General features: G+C 71.5%; 21 protein-coding genes. 13 read left to right on the top strand and 8 right to left on the bottom strand.

What is annotated here, in order from left to right; genetic code table 11:
• The first annotated feature begins 1 nt into the window (after nt 1).
• The 4 genes from pucD (at nt 2) to ACZ4VW_RS23350 (ending at nt 6,576) form a co-directional block, all read left to right on the top strand.
• On the top strand, nt 2-2,404 hold the full coding sequence (pucD, locus tag ACZ4VW_RS23365) for a xanthine dehydrogenase subunit D (protein ID WP_467965411.1): 2,403 nt from the start codon (nt 2-4) through the stop codon (nt 2,402-2,404).
• Nucleotides 2,405-2,621: 217 nt separating this feature from the next.
• Nucleotides 2,622-4,097, top strand: coding sequence for an NCS2 family permease (locus ACZ4VW_RS23360; protein ID WP_467965410.1), 1,476 nt, complete (start codon nt 2,622-2,624; stop codon nt 4,095-4,097).
• 42 nt (nt 4,098-4,139) lie between these two features.
• Nucleotides 4,140-5,276 (top strand): XdhC family protein, encoded by a 1,137-nt coding sequence (locus tag ACZ4VW_RS23355; protein WP_467965408.1) that lies wholly within the window; start codon nt 4,140-4,142, stop codon nt 5,274-5,276.
• Between the two features lie 76 nt (nt 5,277-5,352).
• Nucleotides 5,353-6,576 (top strand): GNAT family N-acetyltransferase, encoded by a 1,224-nt coding sequence (locus ACZ4VW_RS23350; protein ID WP_467965732.1) that lies wholly within the window; start codon nt 5,353-5,355, stop codon nt 6,574-6,576.
• Between the two features lie 51 nt (nt 6,577-6,627).
• Here the strand turns inward: ACZ4VW_RS23350 and ACZ4VW_RS23345 are convergent, their stop codons facing one another.
• The 3 genes from ACZ4VW_RS23345 to ACZ4VW_RS23335 form a co-directional block, all read right to left on the bottom strand.
• Nucleotides 6,628-6,861 carry a hypothetical protein gene (locus tag ACZ4VW_RS23345; RefSeq protein ID WP_467965406.1) on the bottom strand — a complete coding sequence of 78 codons (234 nt, stop codon included), beginning with the start codon at nt 6,859-6,861 and terminating at the stop codon, nt 6,628-6,630.
• On the bottom strand, nt 6,858-7,511 hold the full coding sequence (locus ACZ4VW_RS23340) for a TNT domain-containing protein (protein ID WP_467965730.1): 654 nt from the start codon (nt 7,509-7,511) through the stop codon (nt 6,858-6,860). Before ACZ4VW_RS23340 ends, ACZ4VW_RS23345 begins: the two co-directional genes overlap by 4 nt.
• 172 nt (nt 7,512-7,683) lie before the next feature.
• Nucleotides 7,684-8,289, bottom strand: a complete 606-nt coding sequence (locus tag ACZ4VW_RS23335; protein WP_467965403.1) for a TetR/AcrR family transcriptional regulator — start codon at nt 8,287-8,289, stop codon at nt 7,684-7,686.
• Between the two features lie 122 nt (nt 8,290-8,411).
• Here ACZ4VW_RS23335 and ACZ4VW_RS23330 point away from each other — a divergent pair, with 122 nt between their 5' ends.
• From ACZ4VW_RS23330 to ACZ4VW_RS23315, 4 genes are all read left to right on the top strand, one after another.
• A complete protein-coding gene (locus tag ACZ4VW_RS23330; protein WP_467965401.1) occupies nt 8,412-9,566 on the top strand; it encodes an acyl-CoA dehydrogenase family protein in 1,155 nt (384 codons plus the stop codon).
• Nucleotides 9,567-9,610: 44 nt separating this feature from the next.
• Entirely contained in the window at nt 9,611-10,372 is a 762-nt protein-coding gene (locus tag ACZ4VW_RS23325; protein ID WP_467965399.1) for an SDR family NAD(P)-dependent oxidoreductase, read from the top strand.
• A gap of 169 nt (nt 10,373-10,541) precedes the next feature.
• Nucleotides 10,542-11,282 carry a TetR/AcrR family transcriptional regulator gene (locus tag ACZ4VW_RS23320; RefSeq protein ID WP_467965397.1) on the top strand — a complete coding sequence of 247 codons (741 nt, stop codon included), beginning with the start codon at nt 10,542-10,544 and terminating at the stop codon, nt 11,280-11,282.
• A gap of 110 nt (nt 11,283-11,392) precedes the next feature.
• Nucleotides 11,393-11,791 (top strand): Zn-ribbon domain-containing OB-fold protein, encoded by a 399-nt coding sequence (locus ACZ4VW_RS23315; protein WP_467965396.1) that lies wholly within the window; start codon nt 11,393-11,395, stop codon nt 11,789-11,791.
• Between the two features lie 209 nt (nt 11,792-12,000).
• Here ACZ4VW_RS23315 and ACZ4VW_RS23310 read toward each other — a convergent pair whose 3' ends face one another.
• Genes ACZ4VW_RS23310 through ACZ4VW_RS23300 form a run of 3 tightly spaced genes read right to left on the bottom strand, consistent with a single transcriptional unit; the run spans nt 12,001 to nt 14,956 of the window.
• Nucleotides 12,001-12,957: an electron transfer flavoprotein subunit alpha/FixB family protein gene (locus ACZ4VW_RS23310; RefSeq protein WP_467965394.1), complete on the bottom strand. Its 957-nt coding sequence runs from the start codon at nt 12,955-12,957 to the stop codon at nt 12,001-12,003.
• Between the two features lie 33 nt (nt 12,958-12,990).
• Entirely contained in the window at nt 12,991-13,776 is a 786-nt protein-coding gene (locus tag ACZ4VW_RS23305; protein WP_467965392.1) for an electron transfer flavoprotein subunit beta/FixA family protein, read from the bottom strand.
• Between the two features lie 28 nt (nt 13,777-13,804).
• Nucleotides 13,805-14,956 carry an acyl-CoA dehydrogenase family protein gene (locus ACZ4VW_RS23300; RefSeq protein ID WP_467965390.1) on the bottom strand — a complete coding sequence of 384 codons (1,152 nt, stop codon included), beginning with the start codon at nt 14,954-14,956 and terminating at the stop codon, nt 13,805-13,807.
• A 213-nt stretch (nt 14,957-15,169) separates the two neighbouring features.
• Here ACZ4VW_RS23300 and ACZ4VW_RS23295 point away from each other — a divergent pair, with 213 nt between their 5' ends.
• The gene (locus ACZ4VW_RS23295; RefSeq protein WP_467965388.1) at nt 15,170-16,036 is read left to right on the top strand and encodes an AraC family transcriptional regulator; all 867 of its coding nucleotides are present in this window, start codon (nt 15,170-15,172) and stop codon (nt 16,034-16,036) included.
• A 12-nt stretch (nt 16,037-16,048) separates the two neighbouring features.
• Here the strand turns inward: ACZ4VW_RS23295 and ACZ4VW_RS23290 are convergent, their stop codons facing one another.
• Complete coding sequence (locus ACZ4VW_RS23290; protein ID WP_467965386.1) at nt 16,049-17,119, bottom strand: helix-turn-helix domain-containing protein; 1,071 nt, start codon at nt 17,117-17,119, stop codon at nt 16,049-16,051.
• Between the two features lie 115 nt (nt 17,120-17,234).
• Here ACZ4VW_RS23290 and ACZ4VW_RS23285 point away from each other — a divergent pair, with 115 nt between their 5' ends.
• Both ACZ4VW_RS23285 and ACZ4VW_RS23280 read left to right on the top strand, forming a co-directional pair.
• Nucleotides 17,235-18,266 carry a saccharopine dehydrogenase family protein gene (locus ACZ4VW_RS23285; RefSeq protein ID WP_467965384.1) on the top strand — a complete coding sequence of 344 codons (1,032 nt, stop codon included), beginning with the start codon at nt 17,235-17,237 and terminating at the stop codon, nt 18,264-18,266.
• Between the two features lie 181 nt (nt 18,267-18,447).
• Entirely contained in the window at nt 18,448-19,893 is a 1,446-nt protein-coding gene (locus tag ACZ4VW_RS23280; RefSeq protein WP_467965382.1) for a polyprenyl synthetase family protein, read from the top strand.
• A gap of 76 nt (nt 19,894-19,969) precedes the next feature.
• On the opposite strand, the gene ACZ4VW_RS23275 is transcribed toward ACZ4VW_RS23280, so the two are convergent.
• The gene (locus tag ACZ4VW_RS23275) at nt 19,970-20,209 is read right to left on the bottom strand and encodes a hypothetical protein (RefSeq protein ID WP_467965380.1); all 240 of its coding nucleotides are present in this window, start codon (nt 20,207-20,209) and stop codon (nt 19,970-19,972) included.
• Between the two features lie 151 nt (nt 20,210-20,360).
• Here ACZ4VW_RS23275 and ACZ4VW_RS23270 point away from each other — a divergent pair, with 151 nt between their 5' ends.
• Entirely contained in the window at nt 20,361-20,507 is a 147-nt protein-coding gene (locus ACZ4VW_RS23270) for a hypothetical protein (protein ID WP_355114945.1), read from the top strand.
• A gap of 9 nt (nt 20,508-20,516) precedes the next feature.
• The gene (locus ACZ4VW_RS23265) at nt 20,517-20,930 is read left to right on the top strand and encodes an FhaA domain-containing protein (RefSeq protein ID WP_467965377.1); all 414 of its coding nucleotides are present in this window, start codon (nt 20,517-20,519) and stop codon (nt 20,928-20,930) included.
• Nucleotides 20,931-20,956 lie beyond the last annotated feature (26 nt).

Here is a 20,956-nt window from a genome sequence, read left to right as displayed (position 1 = left end):
CATGGCTCAGAACACGCGCACCGTTCCGGCGGGCACGCCGACGAACGTCACCCAGAGGCACAACCAGGGCGGCATCGGCGAGTCCACGCTCCGCCCGGACGGCACCCTCAAGGTCACCGGTGAGTTCGCGTACTCCTCGGACATGTGGCACGAGGACATGCTGTGGGGCCAGACGCTGCGCTCCACCGTCGCGCACGCCGAGATCGTGTCGATCGACACCTCCGAGGCGCTCGCGATGGCCGGCGTGTACGCCGTCCTCACCTATGACGACCTGCCGGCCGAGATGAAGAACTACGGCCTGGAGATCCAGGACACCCCGGTCCTCGCCCACGGCAAGGTCCGGCACCACGGTGAGCCGGTCGCCATCGTGGCCGCCGACCACCCGGAGACCGCCCGCCGCGCCGCCGCCAAGATCAAGATCGACTACCGGGAACTGCCGGTCATCACCGACGAGGCCTCCGCCCTCGCCGAGGACGCCCCGCTGATCCACGAGGGCCGCGACGACCACCACATCGGTCACGTCCCGCACCCGAACATCGTGCACCGCCAGCCGATCGTCCGCGGCAACGTGGAGGAGGCCCGTAAGAAGGCCGACGTGATCGTCGAGGGCGAGTACACCTTCGGCATGCAGGACCAGGCCTTCCTCGGCCCGGAGTCCGGCCTCGCGGTGCCCGCCGAGGACGGCGGCGTCGACCTCTACGTCGCCACCCAGTGGCTGCACTCGGACCTCAAGCAGATCGCCCCCGTCCTCGGCCTGCCCGAGGAGAAGGTGCGCATGACGCTCTCCGGCGTCGGCGGTGCCTTCGGCGGTCGTGAGGACATCTCGATGCAGATCCACGCCTGCCTCCTGGCGCTGCGCACCGGCAAGCCGGTCAAGATCGTCTACAACCGCTTCGAGTCCTTCTTCGGCCACGTGCACCGTCACCCGGCGAAGCTCTGGTACGAGCACGGCGCCACCAAGGACGGCAAGATCACGCACATGAAGTGCCGGATCGTGCTGGACGGCGGCGCCTACGCCTCGGCCTCCCCCGCCGTCGTCGGCAACGCGTCCTCACTGGGCGCCGGTCCGTACGTGATCGACAACGTCGACATCGAGGCCGTCGCGCTCTACACCAACAACCCGCCCTGCGGTGCGATGCGCGGCTTCGGCGCGGTCCAGGCGTGCTTCGCGTACGAGGCGCAGATGGACAAGCTCGCGAAGAAGCTGGGCATGGACCCGGTCGAGTTCCGTCAGCTGAACGCCATGGAGATGGGCACGATCATGCCCACCGGCCAGGTCGTCGACTCGCCGGCCCCGGTCGCCGAGCTGCTGCGCCGCGTCAAGGCCCGTCCGATGCCGCCGGAGCAGCAGTGGCTCGCCGCCGGCGAGGACGCGGACGTCCGCGCGCTTCCCGGCGGTCTGTCCAACACCACGCACGGCGAGGGTGTCGTCCGGGGTGTCGGCTACGCGGTCGGCATCAAGAACGTCGGTTTCTCCGAGGGCTTCGACGACTACTCCACCGCCCGTGTGCGCCTGGAGGTCATCAACGGCGAGCCCGTCGCGATGGTCCACACGGCCATGGCGGAGGTCGGCCAGGGCGGTGTCACCGTCCACGCCCAGATCGCCCGCACGGAGCTGGGCGTCACCCAGGTGACCATCCACCCGGCCGACACCCAGGTCGGCTCCGCCGGTTCGACGTCCGCCTCCCGGCAGACGTACATGACCGGTGGCGCGGTGAAGAACACCTGCGAGAAGGTGCGCGAGGCCGTCCTGGAGATCGGCCGGCGCAAGTTCGGCTCGTACCACCCGGCGTGGGCCACCGCCGAGCTGCTGCTCGAAGGCGGCAAGGTCGTCACCGACGGCGGCGAGGTCCTCGCGGACCTGGCGGACGTCCTCGAGGGCGAGGCCATCGACCAGGAGCACGAGTTCCGGCACCGTCCGACCGTTCCGTTCGACCTCGTCACCGGTCAGGGCGACGGCCACGTCCAGTACACCTTCGCCGCGCACCGCGCGGTGGTGGAGGTGGACACCGAGCTCGGCCTGGTGAAGGTCATCGAGCTCGCCACCGCCCAGGACGTCGGCAAGGCGCTCAACATGCTCTCCGTCGTCGGCCAGATCCAGGGTGGCACCACCCAGGGCCTGGGCGTCGCGGTGATGGAAGAGATCATCGTGGACCCGAAGACCGCGAAGGTGCGCAACCCCTCCTTCACGGACTACCTGATCCCGACGATCCTCGACACGCCGACCATCCCGGTCGACGTGCTCGAACTGGCCGACCCCAACGCGCCGTACGGCCTGCGGGGACTCGGCGAGGCTCCGACCCTGTCGTCCACTCCGGCCGTCCTCGCGGCGATCCGGAACGCGACCGGCCTGGAGCTCAACAAGACGCCGGTCCGCCCCGAAGCGCTCACCGGCACCTTGTAGGACCCTCCGGGCGGTGCGTGCCTCCCAGGAACGTCACACTTCCCCCGCCCGCACCGCCCGGAGCAACCCCCCGCGGTACCAGCAGCACCTGATTCACCCGTTCGTCTCGGGCCGTCCCCCGGGTCGTGCAGCCCACGCAGCATCCCAAATCCCGCAGCTTCTCTGACCTTCGGAAAGTCTTATGCGGGTGCCCCTTTGAACCTTGGGAGTAGGCCCCATGACCCAGTCGTCTGTGGAGCCCAAGACCGCCTCGGAGGACGCGGGCTCCGGCTCGAACGTCCCCGCCGGCCGCTCTTGGCTCGACCGGTACTTTCACATCTCGGAGAGAGGATCCACCGTCGCGACGGAGATCCGCGGCGGCGTCACCACCTTCATGGCGATGGCGTACATTCTCCTGCTCAACCCCCTGATCCTCGGCGGCAAGGATGTGGACGGAAACGTCCTCAGCCAGCCCGCCCTCATCACGGCGACCGCCCTGGCCGCCGCGGTGACCACCCTGCTCATGGGCTTCTGGGGCAAGGTCCCCCTCGCCCTCGCGGCCGGGCTCAGTGTCTCCGGTGTGCTCTCCTCGCAGGTCATCGCCGTCATGACCTGGCCTCAGGCGATGGCCATGTGTGTGGCCTACGGTGTGGTGATCTGCCTCCTGGTGGTCACCGGCCTGCGCGAGATGATCATGAACGCGATCCCCTTGGCGATCAAGCACGCGATCACGATCGGCATCGGCCTCTTCATCGCGATCATCGGCTTCGTCAAGGCCGGCTTCGTGCACGAGAACCCCTCGCCCGGCGGTGGCCCGGTCACCCTCGGCCCGCTCGGCGAACTCCAGGGCTGGCCCGTCCTGATCTTCGCGGTCACCCTGCTGCTGATCTTCGCCCTGCAGGCCCGCAACGTGCCCGGCGCCATCCTGATCGGAATCGTCGCCGGCACCGTCATCGCCCTGATCGTCAACGCCGTCGCCGACATCCCGGCCAAGGGCGCGGGCGCCTGGTTCTCCGGCGCGCCGGAGCTCAAGGGCAGCGCCGTCTCCGCACCGGACTTCTCGCTCATCGGCGACGTGTCCTTCAGCGGCTGGGGCGACGTCGGCTACATCACGATCACCATGATCGTCTTCACCCTGGTGCTCGCCGGCTTCTTCGACGCCATGGCCACCATCATCGGCGTCGGCTCCGAGGCCAACCTGGCCGACAAGCAGGGCCGTATGCCGGGCCTGTCCAAGGCGCTGTTCATCGACGGCGCCGGCGGTGTCATCGGCGGCGGCGTCGGCGGCTCGGGCCAGACCGTCTTCGTCGAATCGGCGACCGGCGTCGGCGAGGGTGCCCGTACGGGTCTGTCCTCCGTGGTCACCGGCGTGTTCTTCGCGGCCTGCCTCTTCTTCACCCCGCTCACCGCGATCGTGCCCGCCGAGGTCGCCTCCGCGGCCCTGGTCGTCATCGGCGCGATGATGATGCAGAACGCCAAGCACGTCGACTGGAGCGACCGCGCCGTCGCGATCCCGGTGTTCCTCACCGTGGTCCTGATGCCGTTCACGTACACCATCACCACCGGTGTCGCGGCCGGCGTCATCTCCTACGCCGTCATCAAGGTGGCGCAGGGCAAGGCACGCGAGGTGGGCGCCTTCATGTGGGGCCTGACGGCGATCTTCGTCGTGTACTTCGCGATCCATCCGATCGAGAGCTGGCTGGGCGTCGGCTGACGCCCCTGACCGACGCCCTCCACACACATCGAGGAGTTCGAGATGCTGGACATCGCCGAAGAGCTGCACCGGTGGGTCGAGCAGGGACGCGAGTTCGCCGTCGCCACCGTCGTGGCGGTCGGCGGGAGCGCGCCCCGGCAGCCCGGCGCCGCCCTCGCCGTCGACAGCGACGGCACGGCGATCGGATCGGTCTCCGGCGGATGTGTGGAGGGCGCGGTCTACGACCTGTGCCAACAGGCACTCGAAGACGGTCAGACCGTCGTCGAGCGCTTCGGCTACAGCGACGAGGACGCCTTCGCCGTGGGCCTGACCTGCGGTGGAATCATCGACATCCTCGTCACCCCGGTACGCGGGGGGGTCTTCCCCGCCGCCCTGGCCGCCGCCGTCTCGGGGGAGGCGGCGGCCCTGGCCCGGATCGTCGAAGGACCCGCCGACCTGATGGGTCGGGCGCTCCTGGTCCGCCCCGACGGATCGTACGAGGGCGGCCTCGGCGGCCACCCCGAACTGGACCGCACCGCGGCGGGCGAGGCCCTGGCCATGCTGGACGCCGGCCGGACCGGCACCGTCGAGATCGGCGAGGACGGCAGCCGCTGCGGACGGCCGCTCAGCCTCCTCGTCGAATCCTCCGTCCCGGCCCCCCGCATGATCGTCTTCGGCGCCATCGACTTCGCCTCCGCCCTCGTCCGGGTCGGCAAGTTCCTCGGCTACCACGTCACCGTGTGCGACGCCCGGCCGGTCTTCGCGACCGCCGCCCGCTTCCCCGAGGCCGACGAGATCGTCGTCGAGTGGCCGCACCGCTACCTCGCCTCGACCGAGGTCGACGCGCGGACCGTCCTGTGCGTCCTGACCCACGACGCCAAGTTCGACGTCCCGCTCCTCGAAGCCGCCCTGAAACTTCCCGTCGCCTACGTCGGCGCCATGGGCTCCCGCCGTACCCACGAGGACCGCAACAAGCGCCTGCGCGAGGTCGGCGTCACCGAACTCGAACTCGCCCGCCTGCGCTCTCCGATCGGCCTCGACCTGGGAGCCCGCACCCCGGAGGAGACGGCCCTGTCCATCGCCGCCGAGATCGTCGCCAACCGGCGCGGCGGCTCCGGCGTCTCCCTGACCGGTGCCCACACCCCCATCCACCACGACGGCACGCCCGCCCCCCACGGCCGGATAGGTTCCGTCGCCTGACCGGCGCATCCGCCCCTTTCGCCTCATTTCCCACTCCTCCGGGCGGCGGCCGAGCGTTAGGGTCCGGATCATGGAGATGCGAGACGCGGACATCCGCGACGTACCGGAAGCCCATCTCGACCGCGCCCTCGACCTCGCGTACCTCGTCTTCCACGAGCGCCCCGAGGAGGAGCAGCGCAAGCACCACCGCGAACTGCTCCTGCCCTGCGAACGGATCGGCGCGTACGACGGCGACACGCTGGTCGGCTTCGTCGCCGCCCACCACTTCACCCTCTCCGTGCCCGGCGGCGAACTGCCCTGCCCCGGCCTGACGTTCGTCTCCGTCGCCCCCACCCACCGGCGCCGCGGCGTGCTCTCCGCCCTGCTCGCCGAGCTCTTCCGCAGGTCCGCCGAACGCGCGGTCCCCGTCGCCGCGCTCTGGGCCTCCGAGGACGCCATCTACGGCCGCTTCGGCTTCGGACCCGCCACCCAGGGCATCACCGTCGAGATCGACTCGCGGCGCCCGCTCGCCCTGCGCATCGACCCCGACGAGCGCCCGCCGCGCCTGATCGACCCGGCCGACGCGCCGGCCGTCGTCGGGCCCTTCTTCGAGGCCACGCGCGCCCTGCGGGCCGGCCGGATCGCGCGGGACGACGACCGCTGGAGCGGGGAGTGGCTCGCCGACGAGGACGAGGACGACGACGAGCTCTCCCCGCCCCGGATCGTCGCCCTCGGCGACCCCCTCGCCGGATACGCCGTCTACCGCACCAAGGGCGAGAACGAGGAGACCCACACCCCCGGCCTCGTACGGGTCGACGAGCTGGAGGCCGACACCCCGGCCGTCGCCGCCGCGCTCTGGCGCTACCTCGCGTCGATCGACCTGACCGGCACCGTCCGCGCCTGGGGCCGGCCGCTCGACGACCCCCTGCTCCTCTTCGCCGCGGACCGCGACCAGGTGCGCGTGACCGGCCAGTTCCCCGCCCTGTGGGTGCGGCTCGTCGACGTCCGCGCGGCGCTGACGGCCCGTGGCTGGGCCGCCGCGGCGGATCTCGTCCTCGAGGTCCACGACAGCCACCTGCCCGCCAACTCCGGCCGCTTCCGCCTGACGACCGCCCGGGACGGAGCCCGGTACGAGCCCACCGGCGACCCTGTCGACCTCTCCTTCGGTGTACGGGACCTGGCCGCCTGCTACCTCGGCGGCACACGGGTCACGGACCTGGTCGCCGCCGGCCTGGTCGAGGAGCACACCCCGGGCGCGGCCGCCGCCCTCGACACGGCGCTCCGGACGGCGCTCCTGCCGCACTCGGACGACGAGTTCTAGGCGGGCCAGGCGCCGCCTGCCGGCCGGGACCTTCGCGACACGCTGCAGAACTCAGATCAGCGTACGGAAGTGCCCACAGGCATCCGCCTCGGTGGGGTGCGTGGCCACCGGCTCGTACGCGCCCCGCTCGTAGACCCCCGTCTCCCAGCCCGCACCGTCCTTCAGCGACCGCAGGTAGACGAAGTCGGGCGGCGTGGGCTCCGGCTCGTGGACGCCCTCGATCCAGTAGTGGTCCCCGGGCACTCCGGCTGCGCGCAGTGCCCGGGCCAGGGCGGTTCGGTTCACGTGGTGACGGGCTTGAGGTAACCGTGGTCGAGCAGCCACTTCACGTTCAGGCGCTGTCCCTCGCCCGGGTTCAGGAACGCCGGGTCGAGCTTGATCTGGCGGCCGCCGCCCGGCTGCTCGAACCAGGGCGCGATCCCGCCCTCCCAGACGGTGAACGACTTGGCCACCTCGTACAGGTGGTAGTCGCAGGGGAAGGCCGCGTCCCGGGTGTTCAGGTTCTGCGGGGGCAGCGCGCGCTTGGCGTACAGGTCGCCGGCCGGGGCGAGGTAGGAGCCGTACTCCGAGCCGAAGCGGTCCAGGCGTTCGCCCTCCTCCAGGACGTCCGGCGCCTTGTCGATCTCGCCGTTGACCTCGGCGAAGCCGTCGTTCGGCGGGTACTTCCAGCTGCCGGTCCCGGCCGGGCCCTCCCAGTACTTCTCGAGGAAGTCCGCCGGGGAGAGCGTTCCGGTGCGGTGGTAGTGCCGCAGCAGCGGCCCCACCGGCTCCTGCTTCTTCTTCGGCAGGTGCTGCGGGCCGAGCCGCTTGTCGCCCTCGAACTCGCCGGTGCACGGCGCGGGCGGCGCGATGGCGGCCGGGCGGGCGCCGGCGGAGGTGTCGGAGGGTGCGGCCTGCGCCACGGGGGCGGTCACCAGCGCGGCGGTCACGCCCATCGCGGCGAGTACGGCACGGATCCTCAGGTCGGTACGGCTGCGCTCCACGCGGAGATCTCCCTGTGTCGGGGTGGACGGTGCGCGGCACACAGTAATGGATCACGTGCGCAGAGTGACCGACGGTGGGCCGGTACCGGCCATGGGTCCCCGGCGGTACGGGACGGTGCGTGGGTCAGCCCTTGCGCAGGCCGTCCAGGAGCAGCTCGGCCAGTTGGCCGTACGCCTCCGCGTCCGCGAGGCCGGTCGCCGCGGCGACCTGTCGCTGCTGGATGCGGACCATGACCGAGGCGATGACATCGGCCGCGAACGACACGTGCACCTCGCGGAAGACGCCCGCGCGCACGCCCTCCTCGATCAGCTGCTGCACCCGGCCCGCCGCCGCGCGGGTGTTGCGTTCGTAGACCTCCGCGGCCGGTTCGAAGGCCGCCACGTCGTCGAAGAACTGCGGGGAGACCGGAGCCAGTTCCGCCGCCACCGCGCGCAGGTACGCGGCCAGCCGCTCCGCGGGGTCCCGCTCCGCCGCCAGGACGGCCTCCACCCGGCTGGTCGCGCGCCGGAAGAAGTGGACCACGGCCGCCCGGACGAGTTGCTCCTTGCTGTCCGCCAGACCGTAGAGCGTGCGCTTGGAGCAGCGCAGCCGGGCCGCGAGATCGTCCAGGGTCAGCCGGGCGAAGCCCTCCCCGACCAGGAGGGCCACCAGCTCCTCGAACAGGGCGGACCGGCGGGCCGCACCGCGGCCCGTCAGCTTGGGGGCGCCGGCGGCTGAGGTCTCGATCACCCGAACAGTATGCCGGGCGCCCCTTCGGGGGTTACGGGGGAATCCTTCTGCGCTACTCTCAACGGTACTGCCGTACCGCCCCCAGTACCGTTACGCCGGTGCTGAGTGTCCCTGGAGTCGCCATGGATGTCGACCGCCTGCTTCCCACCCCCGAGGCAGCGGACCTCATCGCCCTCACGCGGGAGATCGCCGACAAGGAGCTCTCTCCCCGCGTGGACGAGCACGAGGCCGCCGAGACGTACCCGGAAGGTCTGTTCACCACCCTGGGCGAGGCCGGGCTGCTCGGCCTCGCGTACCCCGAGGAGTTCGGCGGCGGAGGTCAGCCGTACGAGGTGTACCTGCAGGTCCTGGAGGAGCTGGCGGCCCGCTGGGCGGCCGTCGCCGTCGCCACCAGCGTCCACACGCTCGCCTGCCACCCCCTGCACTCCTTCGGCACCCCGGAGCAGAAGGAGCGCTGGCTCCCCGCGATGCTCGCGGGCGAGACCATCGGCGGCTACAGCCTCTCCGAACCGCAGGCAGGCTCCGACGCGGCCGCCCTCTCCTGCAAGGCCGAGCGCGCGGACGACGGCGCCGGTGGCACGGCGTACCGGATCACCGGCAACAAGGCGTGGATCACCCACGGCGGCAAGGCCGGCTTCTACGCCCTCTTCGCCCGTACGGCCCCCGGCAGCCACGGCATCTCCTGCTTCCTCGCCCCCGGCGAGACCGAGGGCCTCACCTTCGGCAAGCCCGAGCGGAAGATGGGCCTCCAGGCCGTCCCCACCACCTCCGCCCACTGGGACGGCGCCCTCCTGGACGCCGACCGGCTCATCGGCGACGAGGGGCAGGGCCTCCAGATCGCGTTCAGCGCCCTCGACTGCGGCCGCCTCGGCATCGCGGCCTGCGCCACGGGCCTGGCCCAGGCCGCGCTCGACGCCGCCGTCGACTACGCCAACGAGCGCACCACCTTCGGCCGGAGGATCGTCGACCACCAGGGCCTCGGCTTCCTGCTCGCCGACATGGCCGCGGCCGTCGACTCCGCCCGCGCCATGTACCTCGACGCGGCCCGCCGCCGCGACCTCGGCAGGCCCTTCAGCCGCCAGGCCAGCGCCGCCAAGCTGATCGCCACCGACGCCGCCATGAAGGTGACCACGGACGCCGTCCAGGTGCTCGGCGGGTATGGCTACACGCGCGACTTCCCGGTCGAGCGCTACATGCGCGAGGCCAAGATCATGCAGATCTTCGAAGGCACGAACCAGATCCAGCGGCTCGTCATCAGCCGCGGGCTCGCCCGCTGAGCCTCGTTCCCCGCACCCGTCCCCGTACCCGTTCGAGGAGTTCCATGGACATCGCCGGCTCCGCCGCGCTCGTCACCGGCGCCGCATCCGGTCTGGGCGCCGCCACCGCCGCCGCCCTGGCCGCTCGCGGCGCGACCGTCTACGGCCTGGATCTGGACAAGGCCGTCGCCGCGGCAGGCCCCCAGCCCGACGGCGTCACCCTGCTCGCCGCCGACGTCACCGAGGAGGGCCCCGTCCGCGAGGCCCTCGCCCGGATCGAGGCCGACGGCGCCGCGCTGCGGCTCGCCGTCAACTGCGCGGGCATCGCGCCCTCCGCCCGCATCCTGGGGCGCAAGGGGCCGCACGACCTCGATCTGTTCCGTACGGTCCTGAACGTCAACCTGCTGGGGACGTTCAATGTGATGCGGCTGGCCGCCGAGGCCGTCGCGCGCCAGGAGCCGGACGAGAACGGGCAGCGCGGTCTGGTCGTGAACACCGCGTCGATCGCCGCCTTCGAGGGCCAGGTCGGCCAGATCGCGTACGCCGCCTCCAAGGCAGGCGTCGCCGGCATGACCGTCACCGCCGCCCGCGACCTCGCCCAGTTCGGCATCCGGGTCGTCACCATCGCCCCCGGGATCGTCGACACGCCGATGATGGCCGGATTCAGCGAGGAGATCCGGGCCGGGCTCGGCGCGAGCGTCACCTTCCCGCAGCGGCTCGCCCGCCCCGAGGAGTACGCCCGGCTCGTCACGATGGTCGCCGAGCACGACTACCTCAACGGCGAGACCATCCGGATGGACGGCGCCCTGCGCATGGCGGCCCGCTGAGCCGGGCCCTGAGCCCGGCCCGCTGAGCCGGCCCGCTGAGCCAGGCCCGCAGAGCCGGGCCCCGGGGCGGCGCGTCCGGACCGCGCCACGCGTCGCGGAGAGCACTTGGTGCCACTCTGAGCTGGCACCAAGTGCCGCGTTCTCGGGTGCCGGATGTTAGGTTCGGGCCATGGGAACTGCCTCGACGAACACCGCCAAACCCGCGATGCGGGAGTCGCTCATCGCCGCGGCCTTCCAGCTCTTCCTGGAGCGCGGGTACGAGCAGACCACCGTCGACGACATCGTCACCCTCGCCGGGGTCGGCCGGCGGTCCTTCTTCCGGTACTTCCCGTCCAAGGAGGACGTGGTCTTCCCCGACCACGAGCAGAGCCTCGCCGACATGACCGCCTTCCTCGCCGCGAGCGAGGACGGTGACGACCCGCTGGACCGGGTCTGCGACGCCACCCGCCTCGTCATGCGGATGTACGCCGAGAACCCCACCTTCTCCGTCCAGCGCTACCGCCTCACCCGTGAGGTGACGGGCCTGCGGACGTACGAACTCTCGGTCGTCTGGCGGTACGAGAAGACGCTCGGCGATTATCTGCGCACCCGCTGGGCCGATCGCCGCGACGGCACCCTGCGCGCCAACGTCGTCGCCGCCTCCGTGGTCGCCGCCCACAACCACGCCCTGCGCCACTGGCTGCGCTCGGGCGGCCAGGGCGACCCGCTCGCCGAGGTGGACCGGGCCCTGGAATTCGTCCGGGGCACCTGGGACGAGGGACGCGAGGTCGGCGCGGGCGCCGCCGTGCAGGGCGAGGAGACGGAGGACGTGGTCGTGGTGATCACCAAGCGGTCCACGCCGATGTGGCGCGTGGTGCGCGAGGTCGAGTCGAGCCTCGGCGAGAGCGGAGAGGGACCCCGGCGATCTTGAGGGATCTCAGTATCTTCAATTGGGGGAACTGAGGTCTTTATTTGATGGCACTCAGTGCCATATCTTTGCTCCATGCACGGTTGAGCCGCCGAGTGCAAGGAGAACGCATCGTGTTCCACACCGGATCCACCGGACTGAGGACCGGGAGCGCCGCCGTCCGCACCGAGGAATCGGCCGCGGACGCCGAGCTCTACTACCAGCTCTGCCGCTGGTGCCAGACCACGACCTTCCAGCGCCTGCTCTGTCCGACCTGCGGGTCGACCGACCTCGCGCCCGAGCGCAGCGAGGGCGAGGGCGTGATCACCGTGCGCCGCGGTGTCACCGCCGCCGACGCCGACCTGTGGCCCGTGCACATGGCCGAGGGCTTCGTCGTCCGCTGCCGGGTCGACGGGCCGCCGCACGCCGTGCGCCCCGGCGTCCGCGTCAGACTCTCCGCCCGCTCGACCGCGTCCGGGCAGCAGCCCGTCGTCCGGCTCTGCGAGGAGGTCCCGCTCGACGGCTGGATCTAGCCCGACGGCCGGTCCGGTGGGGCAGGCGTGGAGGGGCGGCGTCCGGGCAGATGCGGACGCCGCCCCTGTGCGTTCCCCCGGAGACGACCCGTGCTCACGCGGCGACGACCTGGGGTGGCCCAGTGACTTGGCCCGTGACGACGAGAGCGGCCCGGTGGCACTCTGTGCCACCGGGCCGCTCTGCTCTCCGTCTGCCGGATCCGACCGGACTACCGCGCGCCGATCTCGTCCGTCAGCTGCGGCAGGACGGCGAACAGGTCACCGACCACGCCGTAGTCGACCAGGTCGAAGATCGGGGCCTCGGCGTCCTTGTTGACCGCGACGATCGTCTTCGAGGTCTGCATACCGGCCCGGTGCTGGATCGCACCGGAGATGCCCGCCGCGATGTACAGCTGCGGCGAGACCTGCTTGCCCGTCTGGCCGACCTGGTTGGAGTGCGGGTACCAGCCGGCGTCGACGGCGGCGCGCGAGGCGCCGACCGCCGCGCCGAGGGAGTCGGCGAGCTTCTCGACGACCTCGAAGCCCTCGGCCGCGCCGACACCACGGCCGCCGGAGACCACGATGGCGGACTCGGTCAGCTCGGGGCGGCCGGTGGAGACGCGCGGGGTGCGCGAGACGACCTTGGCCGCGTTGCCGGTGAAGGCGACGGTGACGTTCTCGACCGTACCGGCGGCCGGTGCGGCCTCCGGCGCGGCGGAGTTGGGCTTGACGGTGATGACCGGGACGCCGTGCGACACGGTCGACTTCACCTGGTACGAGGCGGCGAAGACGGACTGGGTGGCGACGGGGCCGTTCTCGCCGGCCTCCAGCTCCACGGCGTCGGTGATCAGACCGGAACCGAGGCGCAGCGCGACGCGCGCGGCGACCTCCTTGCCCTCACCGGAGGAGGTCACGAGGACGGCGGCGACGCCCTTGTCCTTCGCGATCTGGGTGAGCGCGTCGACCTTCGGCACGACGAGCTGCTCGGCGAACTCGGCGCCGTCCGCGACGTACACCGTGGCCGCGCCGTACTCGCCGGCGGTGGCGGCGATCGACGCCGCGGCCTCGCCGGCGCCGAGGACGACGGCCGTCGGCTCGCCGATCCGGCGGGCCAGCGTGAGCAGTTCGAGCGCCGGCTTGCGGACCGCACCGTCGGCGTGGTCCACGAGAACCAGGATCTCAGCCATGATTCCTTGCTCCTGAACGGTAGTGACGGTGGGTCAGATGAACTTCTGGGCGGACAGGAACGCGGCGAGCTGCTTGCCGCCGTCGCCCTCGTCCGTGACGATCGTGCCCGCGGTACGGGCCGGGCGGGCCGCGACCGACTCGACCAGGGTCCAGGACCCGGCCAGTCCGACCCCGTCGGCGTCGATGCCGAGGTCGTCCAGGTCCAGCTCCTCGACCGGCTTCTTCTTGGCGGCCATGATCCCCTTGAAGGAGGGGTAACGCGCCTCGCCGGACTGGTCGGTGACGGAGACGACGGCGGGCAGCGGGGCCTCCAGCTGCTCGGTGGCGGCGTCGCCGTCGCGGCGGCCCTTCACCAGCCCGTCCTCCACCGAGACCTCGGAGAGCAGGGTGACCTGCGGCAGGTTCAGCCGCTCGGCCAGCAGCGCGGGCAGCACGCCCATCGTGCCGTCGGTCGACGCCATGCCGCAGATGACCAGGTCGAAGCCGGTCTTCTCCAGCGCCTTGGCGACGATGGCGGAGGTGCCGATGACGTCCGAGCCGTGGATGTCCTCGTCGTTGACGTGGACGGCCTTGTCGGCGCCCATCGACAGCGCCTTGCGCAGGGCGTCCTTGGCGTCGTCCGGGCCGACCGTGATGACGGTGACCTCGGCGTCGTCGGACTCCTCGGAGATCCGCAGCGCCTGCTCGACCGCGTACTCGTCCAGCTCCGACAGCAGGCCGTCGACCTCGTCGCGGTCGACCGTCAGGTCGTCGGCGAAACCGCGGTCGCCGGTCGCGTCGGGTACGTACTTCACACAGACAGCGATCCTCAGGGTCACGGCCTGGCTCCTTTCAAGTGACAGACGATTACGGGAGGTTGCGGGCCATGACGATGCGCTGGACCTGGTTGGTGCCCTCGTAGATCTGGGTGATCTTGGCGTCGCGCATCATGCGCTCGACGGGGTAGTCACGGGTGTAGCCGTAGCCGCCGAGGAGCTGCACGGCGTCGACGGTGACCTCCATGGCGACATCGGAGGCGAAGCACTTGGCCGCGGCGCCGAAGAACGTCAGGTCACCGTCCACGCGCTCGGACTTGGCGGCGGCGGCGTAGGTGAGCTGGCGGGCGGCCTCGAGCTTCATGGCCATGTCCGCGAGCATGAACTGCACGCCCTGGAAGTCGGCGATCGGCTTGCCGAACTGCTTGCGCTCCTGCACGTAGCCCTTGGCGTAGTCGAGGGCGCCCTGGGCGATGCCGATGGCCTGGGCCGCGATGGTGACGCGGGTGTGGTCCAGGGTCTTCATCGCGGTGGCGAAGCCGGTGCCCTCCGCGCCGATCATGCGGTCGGCGGGGATGCGGACGTTGTCGAGGTAGACCTCGCGGGTCGGGGAGCCCTTGATGCCGAGCTTCTTCTCCGGGGCGCCGAAGGACACGCCCTCGTCGCTCTTCTCCACCACGAACGCGGAGATGCCCTTGGAGCGCTTCTCGGGATCGGTGACGGCCATCACCGTGTAGAACTGCGACTCGCCGGCGTTGGTGATCCACCGCTTGACGCCGTTGAGGACGTAGAAGTCGCCGTCGCGGACCGCGCGGGTCTTCATCCCGGCGGCGTCGGAGCCGGCGTCGGGCTCGGACAGGCAGTACGAGAACATGGCCTCGCCCTTGGCCAGCGGGCCGAGGTACTTCTTCTTCAGCTCCTCCGAGCCGGACAGGACCACCGGCAGCGAGCCGAGCTTGTTCACCGCCGGGATCAGCGAGGACGAACCGCAGACGCGGGCGACCTCCTCGATCACGATGACCGTGGCCAGCGCGTCCGCGCCGGCGCCGCCGTACGCCTCCGGCACGTGCACGGCCTGCAGGTCCGCCGCCACCAGCGCGTCCAGCGCCTCCCGCGGGAACCGCCCCTCTTCGTCGACCGCGGCGGCGTACGGCGCGATCTTCGCCTCCGCCAGCGCACGGACCGACTCGCGGAGCATGTCGTGCTCCTCGGACGGGCGATACAGGTCGAAGTCCTTGCCCATGATGGCGAGCTCCCCTAAAAGGCTTGTGGCACTGAGTACCCTCAGCAAAACACACTCAGTGCCATGATGCCAGTGGCTAAGGGTGACGCCATGCTCCGGGTCCCCGAAGCGGGCCGGGCCGCCCCCGTCGACCCGACCGATGCGGGCACAGGATGTCGGGTGCGGCAGGGTGGTCCCTTCCTAGCGTGGTGGGCGCAAGGGAAGGAGACCGGAGTGCTGGAGCGGCTGAACCAGGCGATGGACCACATCGAGGCGCGTCTCGACGGCCCGATCGAGGTCGCTGAGCTCGCGCGGATCGCGGTGACGTCGGAGTACCACCTGCGGCGGCTGTTCTCGGCGCTGGCCGGCATGCCGCTGTCGGAGTACATCCGGCGCAGGCGGCTGACCGTCGCGGGCGCCGAGGTGCTCGCCGGCGAGCGGTCGCTGCTGGATGTCGCGACGCGTTACGGCTACGGGTCCGGGGAGGCGTTCGCCCGCGCGTTCCGCGCGCTCCACGGCGTGGGGCCGGGCGAGGCGCGGCGGACCGGTGCGGCGCTGCGCTCCCAGCCACGGATGTCCTTCCGGCTCGTCGTCGAAGGGAGCAGCACCATGCGATACAGGATCGCGGACAGGGAAGAGTTCCGCGTGGTCGGCAAGAAGGCCCGGGTCCCGCTCGTGCACGAGGGGATCAACCCGGCCATCGCGGAGTTCATCCGGGGCATCGGCCCCGAGACGCTGCGGCGCATCATGGCCTTGTCGGACCAGGAACCGGCGGGGATCGTCGCCGTGAGCGACCAGCTCGACCCCAGCCGCGCGGAGGGGACCGAGCTCGACTACTACCACGGGGTGGTGACGCGCGCCGAGGCGCCGGAGGACCTGGACGTCCTCTCCGTTCCCGCGGGGACGTGGGCCGTCTTCGAGAACACCGGCCCGTTCCCGCAGGCGCTCCAGTACCTGTGGCGGGACGTGTTCACCCAGTGGTTCCCGTCGAACCCGTACCGGAGCAGGCCCGGTCCGGAGATCCTGCGCGTCCAGGTGGCGCAGGACGGGGCGACGGCCGAGGCGGAGCTGTGGATCCCCGTGGAGCGTTCCCCCTCCTGAGGGGGCGGTCCCTCACCTCCTCCGGCGCTGTCGCGGAGCGTCGGAGGGGGCCGTGGGGGAGGCGCCGGAGGTGCGGAAGGTGCGGCGATAGGCGTCCGGAGGGACGCCGATCGTGCGGTTGAAGTGGCGGCGCAGCGTCGTGGCGGTGCCCATGCCGGTCGCCGCCGCGATGGCGTCGATGCTGTCGCCGGTGGTCTCCAGCAGTTCCTGGGCCCGCCGGATCCGCTGCGTCAGCAGCCATTGCAGCGGCGTGGTGCCGGTCGTCGACCTGAACTGGCGGCCCAGGTGGCGCGAGCTCATGTTCGCCCGGCGCGCCAGATCCTCCACCGTCAGCGCCTGGTCGAGCCGTTCGACCGCCCACGGAAGCAGGTCGCCGAGCGGGTGGTCGTCCCGGGCCGGGACCGGGGCGCTGACGAACTGGGCCTGGCCACCGGCCCGGTGCGGCGGTACGACCAGGGTGCGGGCGATCCTGTTCGCGACCGCCGAGCCGTGGTCGAGGCGGACCAGGTGCAGGCACAAATCCATCGCGGCGGCCTTGCCGGCGGAGGTGAGCACGCTGCCGTTGTCGACGTAGAGCACGTCCGGATCGACCTCGACCCGGGGATGGCGGGCGCCCAGGACCCCGGTGTGCGCCCAGTGCGTGGTCGCGCGGCGGCCGTCCAGCAGCCCGGCGGCGGCGAGCACGAACGCGCCCGTGCACAGCGAGGCCACCCGCGCGCCCGCCTCGTGGGCCGCCCGCACGGCGTCGACCAGGTCGGCGGGCGGGTCCACGTCGACATCCGCCCAGCCGGGCACGATCACCGTGTCGGCGTACGGGAGCCGGTCGAGCCCGCCGTCCGGCTCCAGCCGGAACCTGCCGAACCGCACGGGGCCGGGCCCGCAGACGGCGACCCGGTAGAGGGGATCGGCCGCGGCGATCGCGTCGTTCCCGTCGGTCGAGTCGGTCGAGTCGGTCGAGTCGGTCGAGTCGGTCGAGTCGGTCGTGTCGTCCCGGTCGGACCGCTCGGCGCCGAACACCTCGTACGCCACGGAGAGTTCGAAGTGCAGCATCCCGTCGGTGACGGCCAGCGCGACAGTGTCCATGTCCGGAAGTGTACGGGTGATGGCGTTCCAGACACTCGTGTGCGGCAACCGCCCCGGCCAGACTGTTCACCGTTGAACAACCAAGCGGGAATCATCAAAACGGCGGGAGAACGCGATGAATTCGGGTCACACGGTGATGGTGTTCGGTGCCTACGGCCACACCGGGCGGTTCGTGGTGGCGGAGTTGCTGGACCGGGGCTTCGTCCCGGTCCTGTCCGGACGCGACGCCGACAAGCTGCGGGCGCTGGCGGCCTCCCGCCCCGGGCTCGAGGTCCGCCCGGCCGCGGTCGACGACCCGGCCGCCCTCGACCGCGCGCTGGCCGGCGCCCACGCCGTGATCAACTGCGCCGGGCCCTTCGCCGCGACCGCCGCCCCGGTGATCGAGGCGGCGCTGCGCGCCGGGATCCCGTACATCGACGTGGCCGCCGAGATCGAGGCCAATCTCGACACGTTCGCGCACTTCGCGGAGCGCGCGACCGCCGCCGGCACCGTCGTGATCCCGGCCATGGCCTTCTTCGGCGGCCTCGGCGACCTCCTGGTCACCGCGGCGATGGACGACTGGACGACGGCCGACGAGGCGCATGTCGCGTACGGGCTGAGCGGCTGGCACCCCACCGCCGGGACCCGCACCGCGGGCGCCGTCTCCCGGGAGCGCAGGGACGGCCGGCGCGTCGTGTACCGCGACGGGCGGCTGGAGTACCGCGACGACACCCCGCCGACCCTGAAGTGGGACTTCCCCGAGCCGATGGGTCTCCGGTCCGTGATCGGCGAGTTCACCATGGCCGACGTCGTCACCGTCCCCAGTCACCTGCGCATCCCCGAGGTGCGGACGTACATGACGGTCGAGGCGGCCGGGGACCTCGCGGCTCCCGACACGCCCCGGCCGGCCGCCGTCGACGCGCACGGGCGGTCCGCGCAGACCTTCCTCGTCGACGTCCTCGTGCGCTCCGGCGGAGCGGAACGGCGCGCCGTGGCGAGAGGCCGGGACATCTACGCCGTCAGCGCTCCGCTCGCCGTGGAGGCCCTCCACCGTGTCCTCACGGGCCGGACGGGGGCGGTCGGTGTCGTCTCCGCCGGCGCGACCTTCGACGCCCCCGACTTCCTCCGCGCCCTGGCCCCGCACATCTCGCTCGAACTGTTCCGGTAGAGCGGGTTCCGCGGTGGGCGCGGTCGGCGCGGCGCGTGGTGTGACGCGACGTGACCTTCCCGACCGGCCGCCGTTGGGCACGGCAACGCGCCACGACGGCGTTGCCCGTCCACCCGCCCACGGCCGGGGCACGCTCCCTCCACGTGACCCGCCCGTCGGCATGTTCAGGAGAGTGAAGCCCGTGTCCCGGGAAGACCTGCACGCGCTGTTCGGCCTCGACAGATCCCGCTTCCTGGAATGCCACGACCCGCTGAACCGCAGGACCGGCGCGTTCGTGAACGCCTTCTCGGTCCTGCCGGACGGCACGGACCTCCGCGCGATGCCGCTGCCGGTGGAGCACCTGGACGCGGACCGCTTCCGGTTGTACGGGGAGCTGGACCTGGCTGCGCTGCGCCGCGAGGTGCACGGCCCGTACCGGGACGTGCACGACGAGCTGGCCGCGCTTCCGCTGTTCGGCCCCAACGACTCGCCGTTCAACCGGAAGCACCTCGACGCCTGGACGGAATACCTGGGACGCGGCCTCTGGTCCACGGCCTGGCAGGATCACTACGCGGCGGCGCTGGTGATCTTCCTGTACCGCCGCATCACGCCGCCCGCGTATCAGAGCGCGGCTCACATGCGGCTGGTCCACACGGTGGCCACGGCGGCGGAGTGGCTGACCACACTGACGATCATCATGGACGACTGGATGGACGGTGCGCGGGTGCGCAACGGTGCCCCCGCGTGGCATCTGCGCCACCCCCGGTCGTTCGCCAACGACAACCTCGTCGTGGCCGCCCAGGCGCTGAACGTCCTGTCGGCGGTGGTGCCGGACCGGCATCCGTTCAAGCGGGAGATGTACGACTACGCGGCGCGGCAGATGGCTAACAACGCGCACTACTTCACCTACCACTCGCTGCTGGACGCCCGCCGGACGGAGATCCGTGCCGACGGCGAAGGACGCCGCTCCGTGGTTCCGGTGGACGACATCACGCTGGACACCTATCAGTCCGCGGTGCTCAACCGGGCGTCGCACTGGTTCCACTTCCTGGTCGGGCTCAGCCACCTGCTCGCCTGCTACGGGCCCGCGATCTCCCAGGGCGTCGGCGTACGGAACTACCTCGACGGCGCGGCGATCGCGACCTGTGTGCTGGACGACATCATCGACCACCCCACGGGCGAGGACATCCGCGTCGGCGAACCGGCGATCCAGCTCTGCCTCGCCGCGCACAGGGCGAAGGGGCTGCTGGGTCCCGTGCGGCCCGAGGACTCCGCCGAGATCCTCGGCACGCTCAGGACCCACCTCGGCTCGGACACCGGCGCGGACACCGACCTGGTCCGGCACATGTACGCCCGGCACAAGATCCCGGAGCTGGCGCTGGACTACCTGGAGGCCGTCCTCGACCGCCTTCTCGACGCACGGCGGGCCGCTGTCGACGAGTGCGGCTTTCCGGCGGACCTCGCGGTGTTCATGCTGCGCTGGATGGCCATCGACGAGGGCGGTGTCACGGAGCGGGCGGAGGAGAGCGGTGACCTGCTGGGCCAGGAACGCTTCCGACGTCTCGTCACCCAGCTCGCTCGCGCCGACGGGGAGCCGCAGGGGGCGCTGTCGGCCGCGATCGATCCGGGCCGGCATCCGTTGCCGTAGCAGCCAGCAGGATGCTCGCGTACAGGGAAAGCGCGGCTCCACCCGAGGGGGAGCCGCGCTGCTGTCCGCCTGGGGCCTACGGGAGAAGGTGGCTGATGACGTTTCCGTTGGAGCAGTTGTTGGCGTGATCGCCGACCCAGTCGCCCAGCACCGGGACGACGGCCACCTCCTGCAGGCAGACGACGGCGGAGGTGAAGTTCCAGTTGTTGGCGGCGTTGACCCCACCGCCGAAGTTGCTGTCGTTGTCGGCGTGGGCAGGGGCGGCGAGGGCCACGGTGCTCAGGGCGAGGGCCGCGGCCACGAGGATCTTCTTCATGTGCTGGGGAACGAGCCGCCTGAGCCCGGGACACGGGCTGTGGTCCGCCCGGGCGGCCGTCGTCACCGGGAGGGATGTCCCCGCACTCTCCGGATTGGCCCGGGGGCGGCCGGGTAGGCGATCCGTACACAACGGCCCGAGGGAGGACACCATGTCCGGACTGATCACCCGACTGAAGCAGTACACCCGCACCCCCCAGGGACAGCGAGCGGTCGCGTCGGTGCGGCGCGCCGCCGCCGACCCGCGCAAGCGCGCCCAGGCCCGCAAGCTGTTCGGGCGGCTGCGCGGACGCCGGTAGGGGTCGGACATGGGCATGACCCGGGAGACGCTGACCCGTTGGGAACGAGTCCTGGAGCGGTGGCAGGAGGCGCTCCTCGCCAAGGTCAACCCACAGGAGCCCGTGGAATTGCTGGACACGCTGCACCACGAGTGCGATCGCCACGCCGTGGTGTGCAGCGAGAGCCGCGTGGTCGTCCCGAACGCCTACGAGGTGGAGCTGGACGCCGGGGTGTACGAGGAGCTGGTCCGCCAGGGCTGCGGTGACGTGGGCGAGTTGCTGACGGACAACCTCGCACGCCACGGACAGCGGAACGGCTACGAATGGGCGGGACCGCTCGCCGTACACATCACCCCGACGCGGCTCACCGGCGGCGATCTGTACCGGGTGCACAGCAGCCCCATGCCGCATGTGCGCGCCGACGCCTTCCCCCCGGACAGCTGAGGTCGGCGCGCCCATCGCGTTCGTCG

The organism is Streptomyces sp. NPDC029139 (genome assembly GCF_055564335.1).
Note: the sequence above shows the minus strand (reverse complement) of the source record. Positions and strands in the feature narration are given on the sequence as shown.

What these genes read in the sequence shown, in the direction of transcription:
- pucD (WP_467965411.1), top strand. Translation starts at nt 2, where the DNA reads ATGGCTCAGAACACGCGCACCGTTCCGGCGGGCACGCCGACGAACGTC.
- ACZ4VW_RS23360 (WP_467965410.1), top strand. Translation starts at nt 2,622, where the DNA reads ATGACCCAGTCGTCTGTGGAGCCCAAGACCGCCTCGGAGGACGCGGGC.
- ACZ4VW_RS23355 (WP_467965408.1), top strand. Translation starts at nt 4,140, where the DNA reads ATGCTGGACATCGCCGAAGAGCTGCACCGGTGGGTCGAGCAGGGACGC.
- ACZ4VW_RS23350 (WP_467965732.1), top strand. Translation starts at nt 5,353, where the DNA reads ATGCGAGACGCGGACATCCGCGACGTACCGGAAGCCCATCTCGACCGC.
- ACZ4VW_RS23340 (WP_467965730.1), bottom strand. Translation starts at nt 7,511, where the DNA reads ATGGGCGTGACCGCCGCGCTGGTGACCGCCCCCGTGGCGCAGGCCGCA.
- ACZ4VW_RS23330 (WP_467965401.1), top strand. Translation starts at nt 8,412, where the DNA reads ATGGATGTCGACCGCCTGCTTCCCACCCCCGAGGCAGCGGACCTCATC.
- ACZ4VW_RS23325 (WP_467965399.1), top strand. Translation starts at nt 9,611, where the DNA reads ATGGACATCGCCGGCTCCGCCGCGCTCGTCACCGGCGCCGCATCCGGT.
- ACZ4VW_RS23320 (WP_467965397.1), top strand. Translation starts at nt 10,542, where the DNA reads ATGGGAACTGCCTCGACGAACACCGCCAAACCCGCGATGCGGGAGTCG.
- ACZ4VW_RS23310 (WP_467965394.1), bottom strand. Translation starts at nt 12,957, where the DNA reads ATGGCTGAGATCCTGGTTCTCGTGGACCACGCCGACGGTGCGGTCCGC.
- ACZ4VW_RS23300 (WP_467965390.1), bottom strand. Translation starts at nt 14,956, where the DNA reads ATGGGCAAGGACTTCGACCTGTATCGCCCGTCCGAGGAGCACGACATG.
- ACZ4VW_RS23290 (WP_467965386.1), bottom strand. Translation starts at nt 17,119, where the DNA reads ATGGACACTGTCGCGCTGGCCGTCACCGACGGGATGCTGCACTTCGAA.
- ACZ4VW_RS23285 (WP_467965384.1), top strand. Translation starts at nt 17,235, where the DNA reads ATGAATTCGGGTCACACGGTGATGGTGTTCGGTGCCTACGGCCACACC.
- ACZ4VW_RS23275 (WP_467965380.1), bottom strand. Translation starts at nt 20,209, where the DNA reads ATGAAGAAGATCCTCGTGGCCGCGGCCCTCGCCCTGAGCACCGTGGCC.
- ACZ4VW_RS23270 (WP_355114945.1), top strand. Translation starts at nt 20,361, where the DNA reads ATGTCCGGACTGATCACCCGACTGAAGCAGTACACCCGCACCCCCCAG.
- ACZ4VW_RS23265 (WP_467965377.1), top strand. Translation starts at nt 20,517, where the DNA reads ATGGGCATGACCCGGGAGACGCTGACCCGTTGGGAACGAGTCCTGGAG.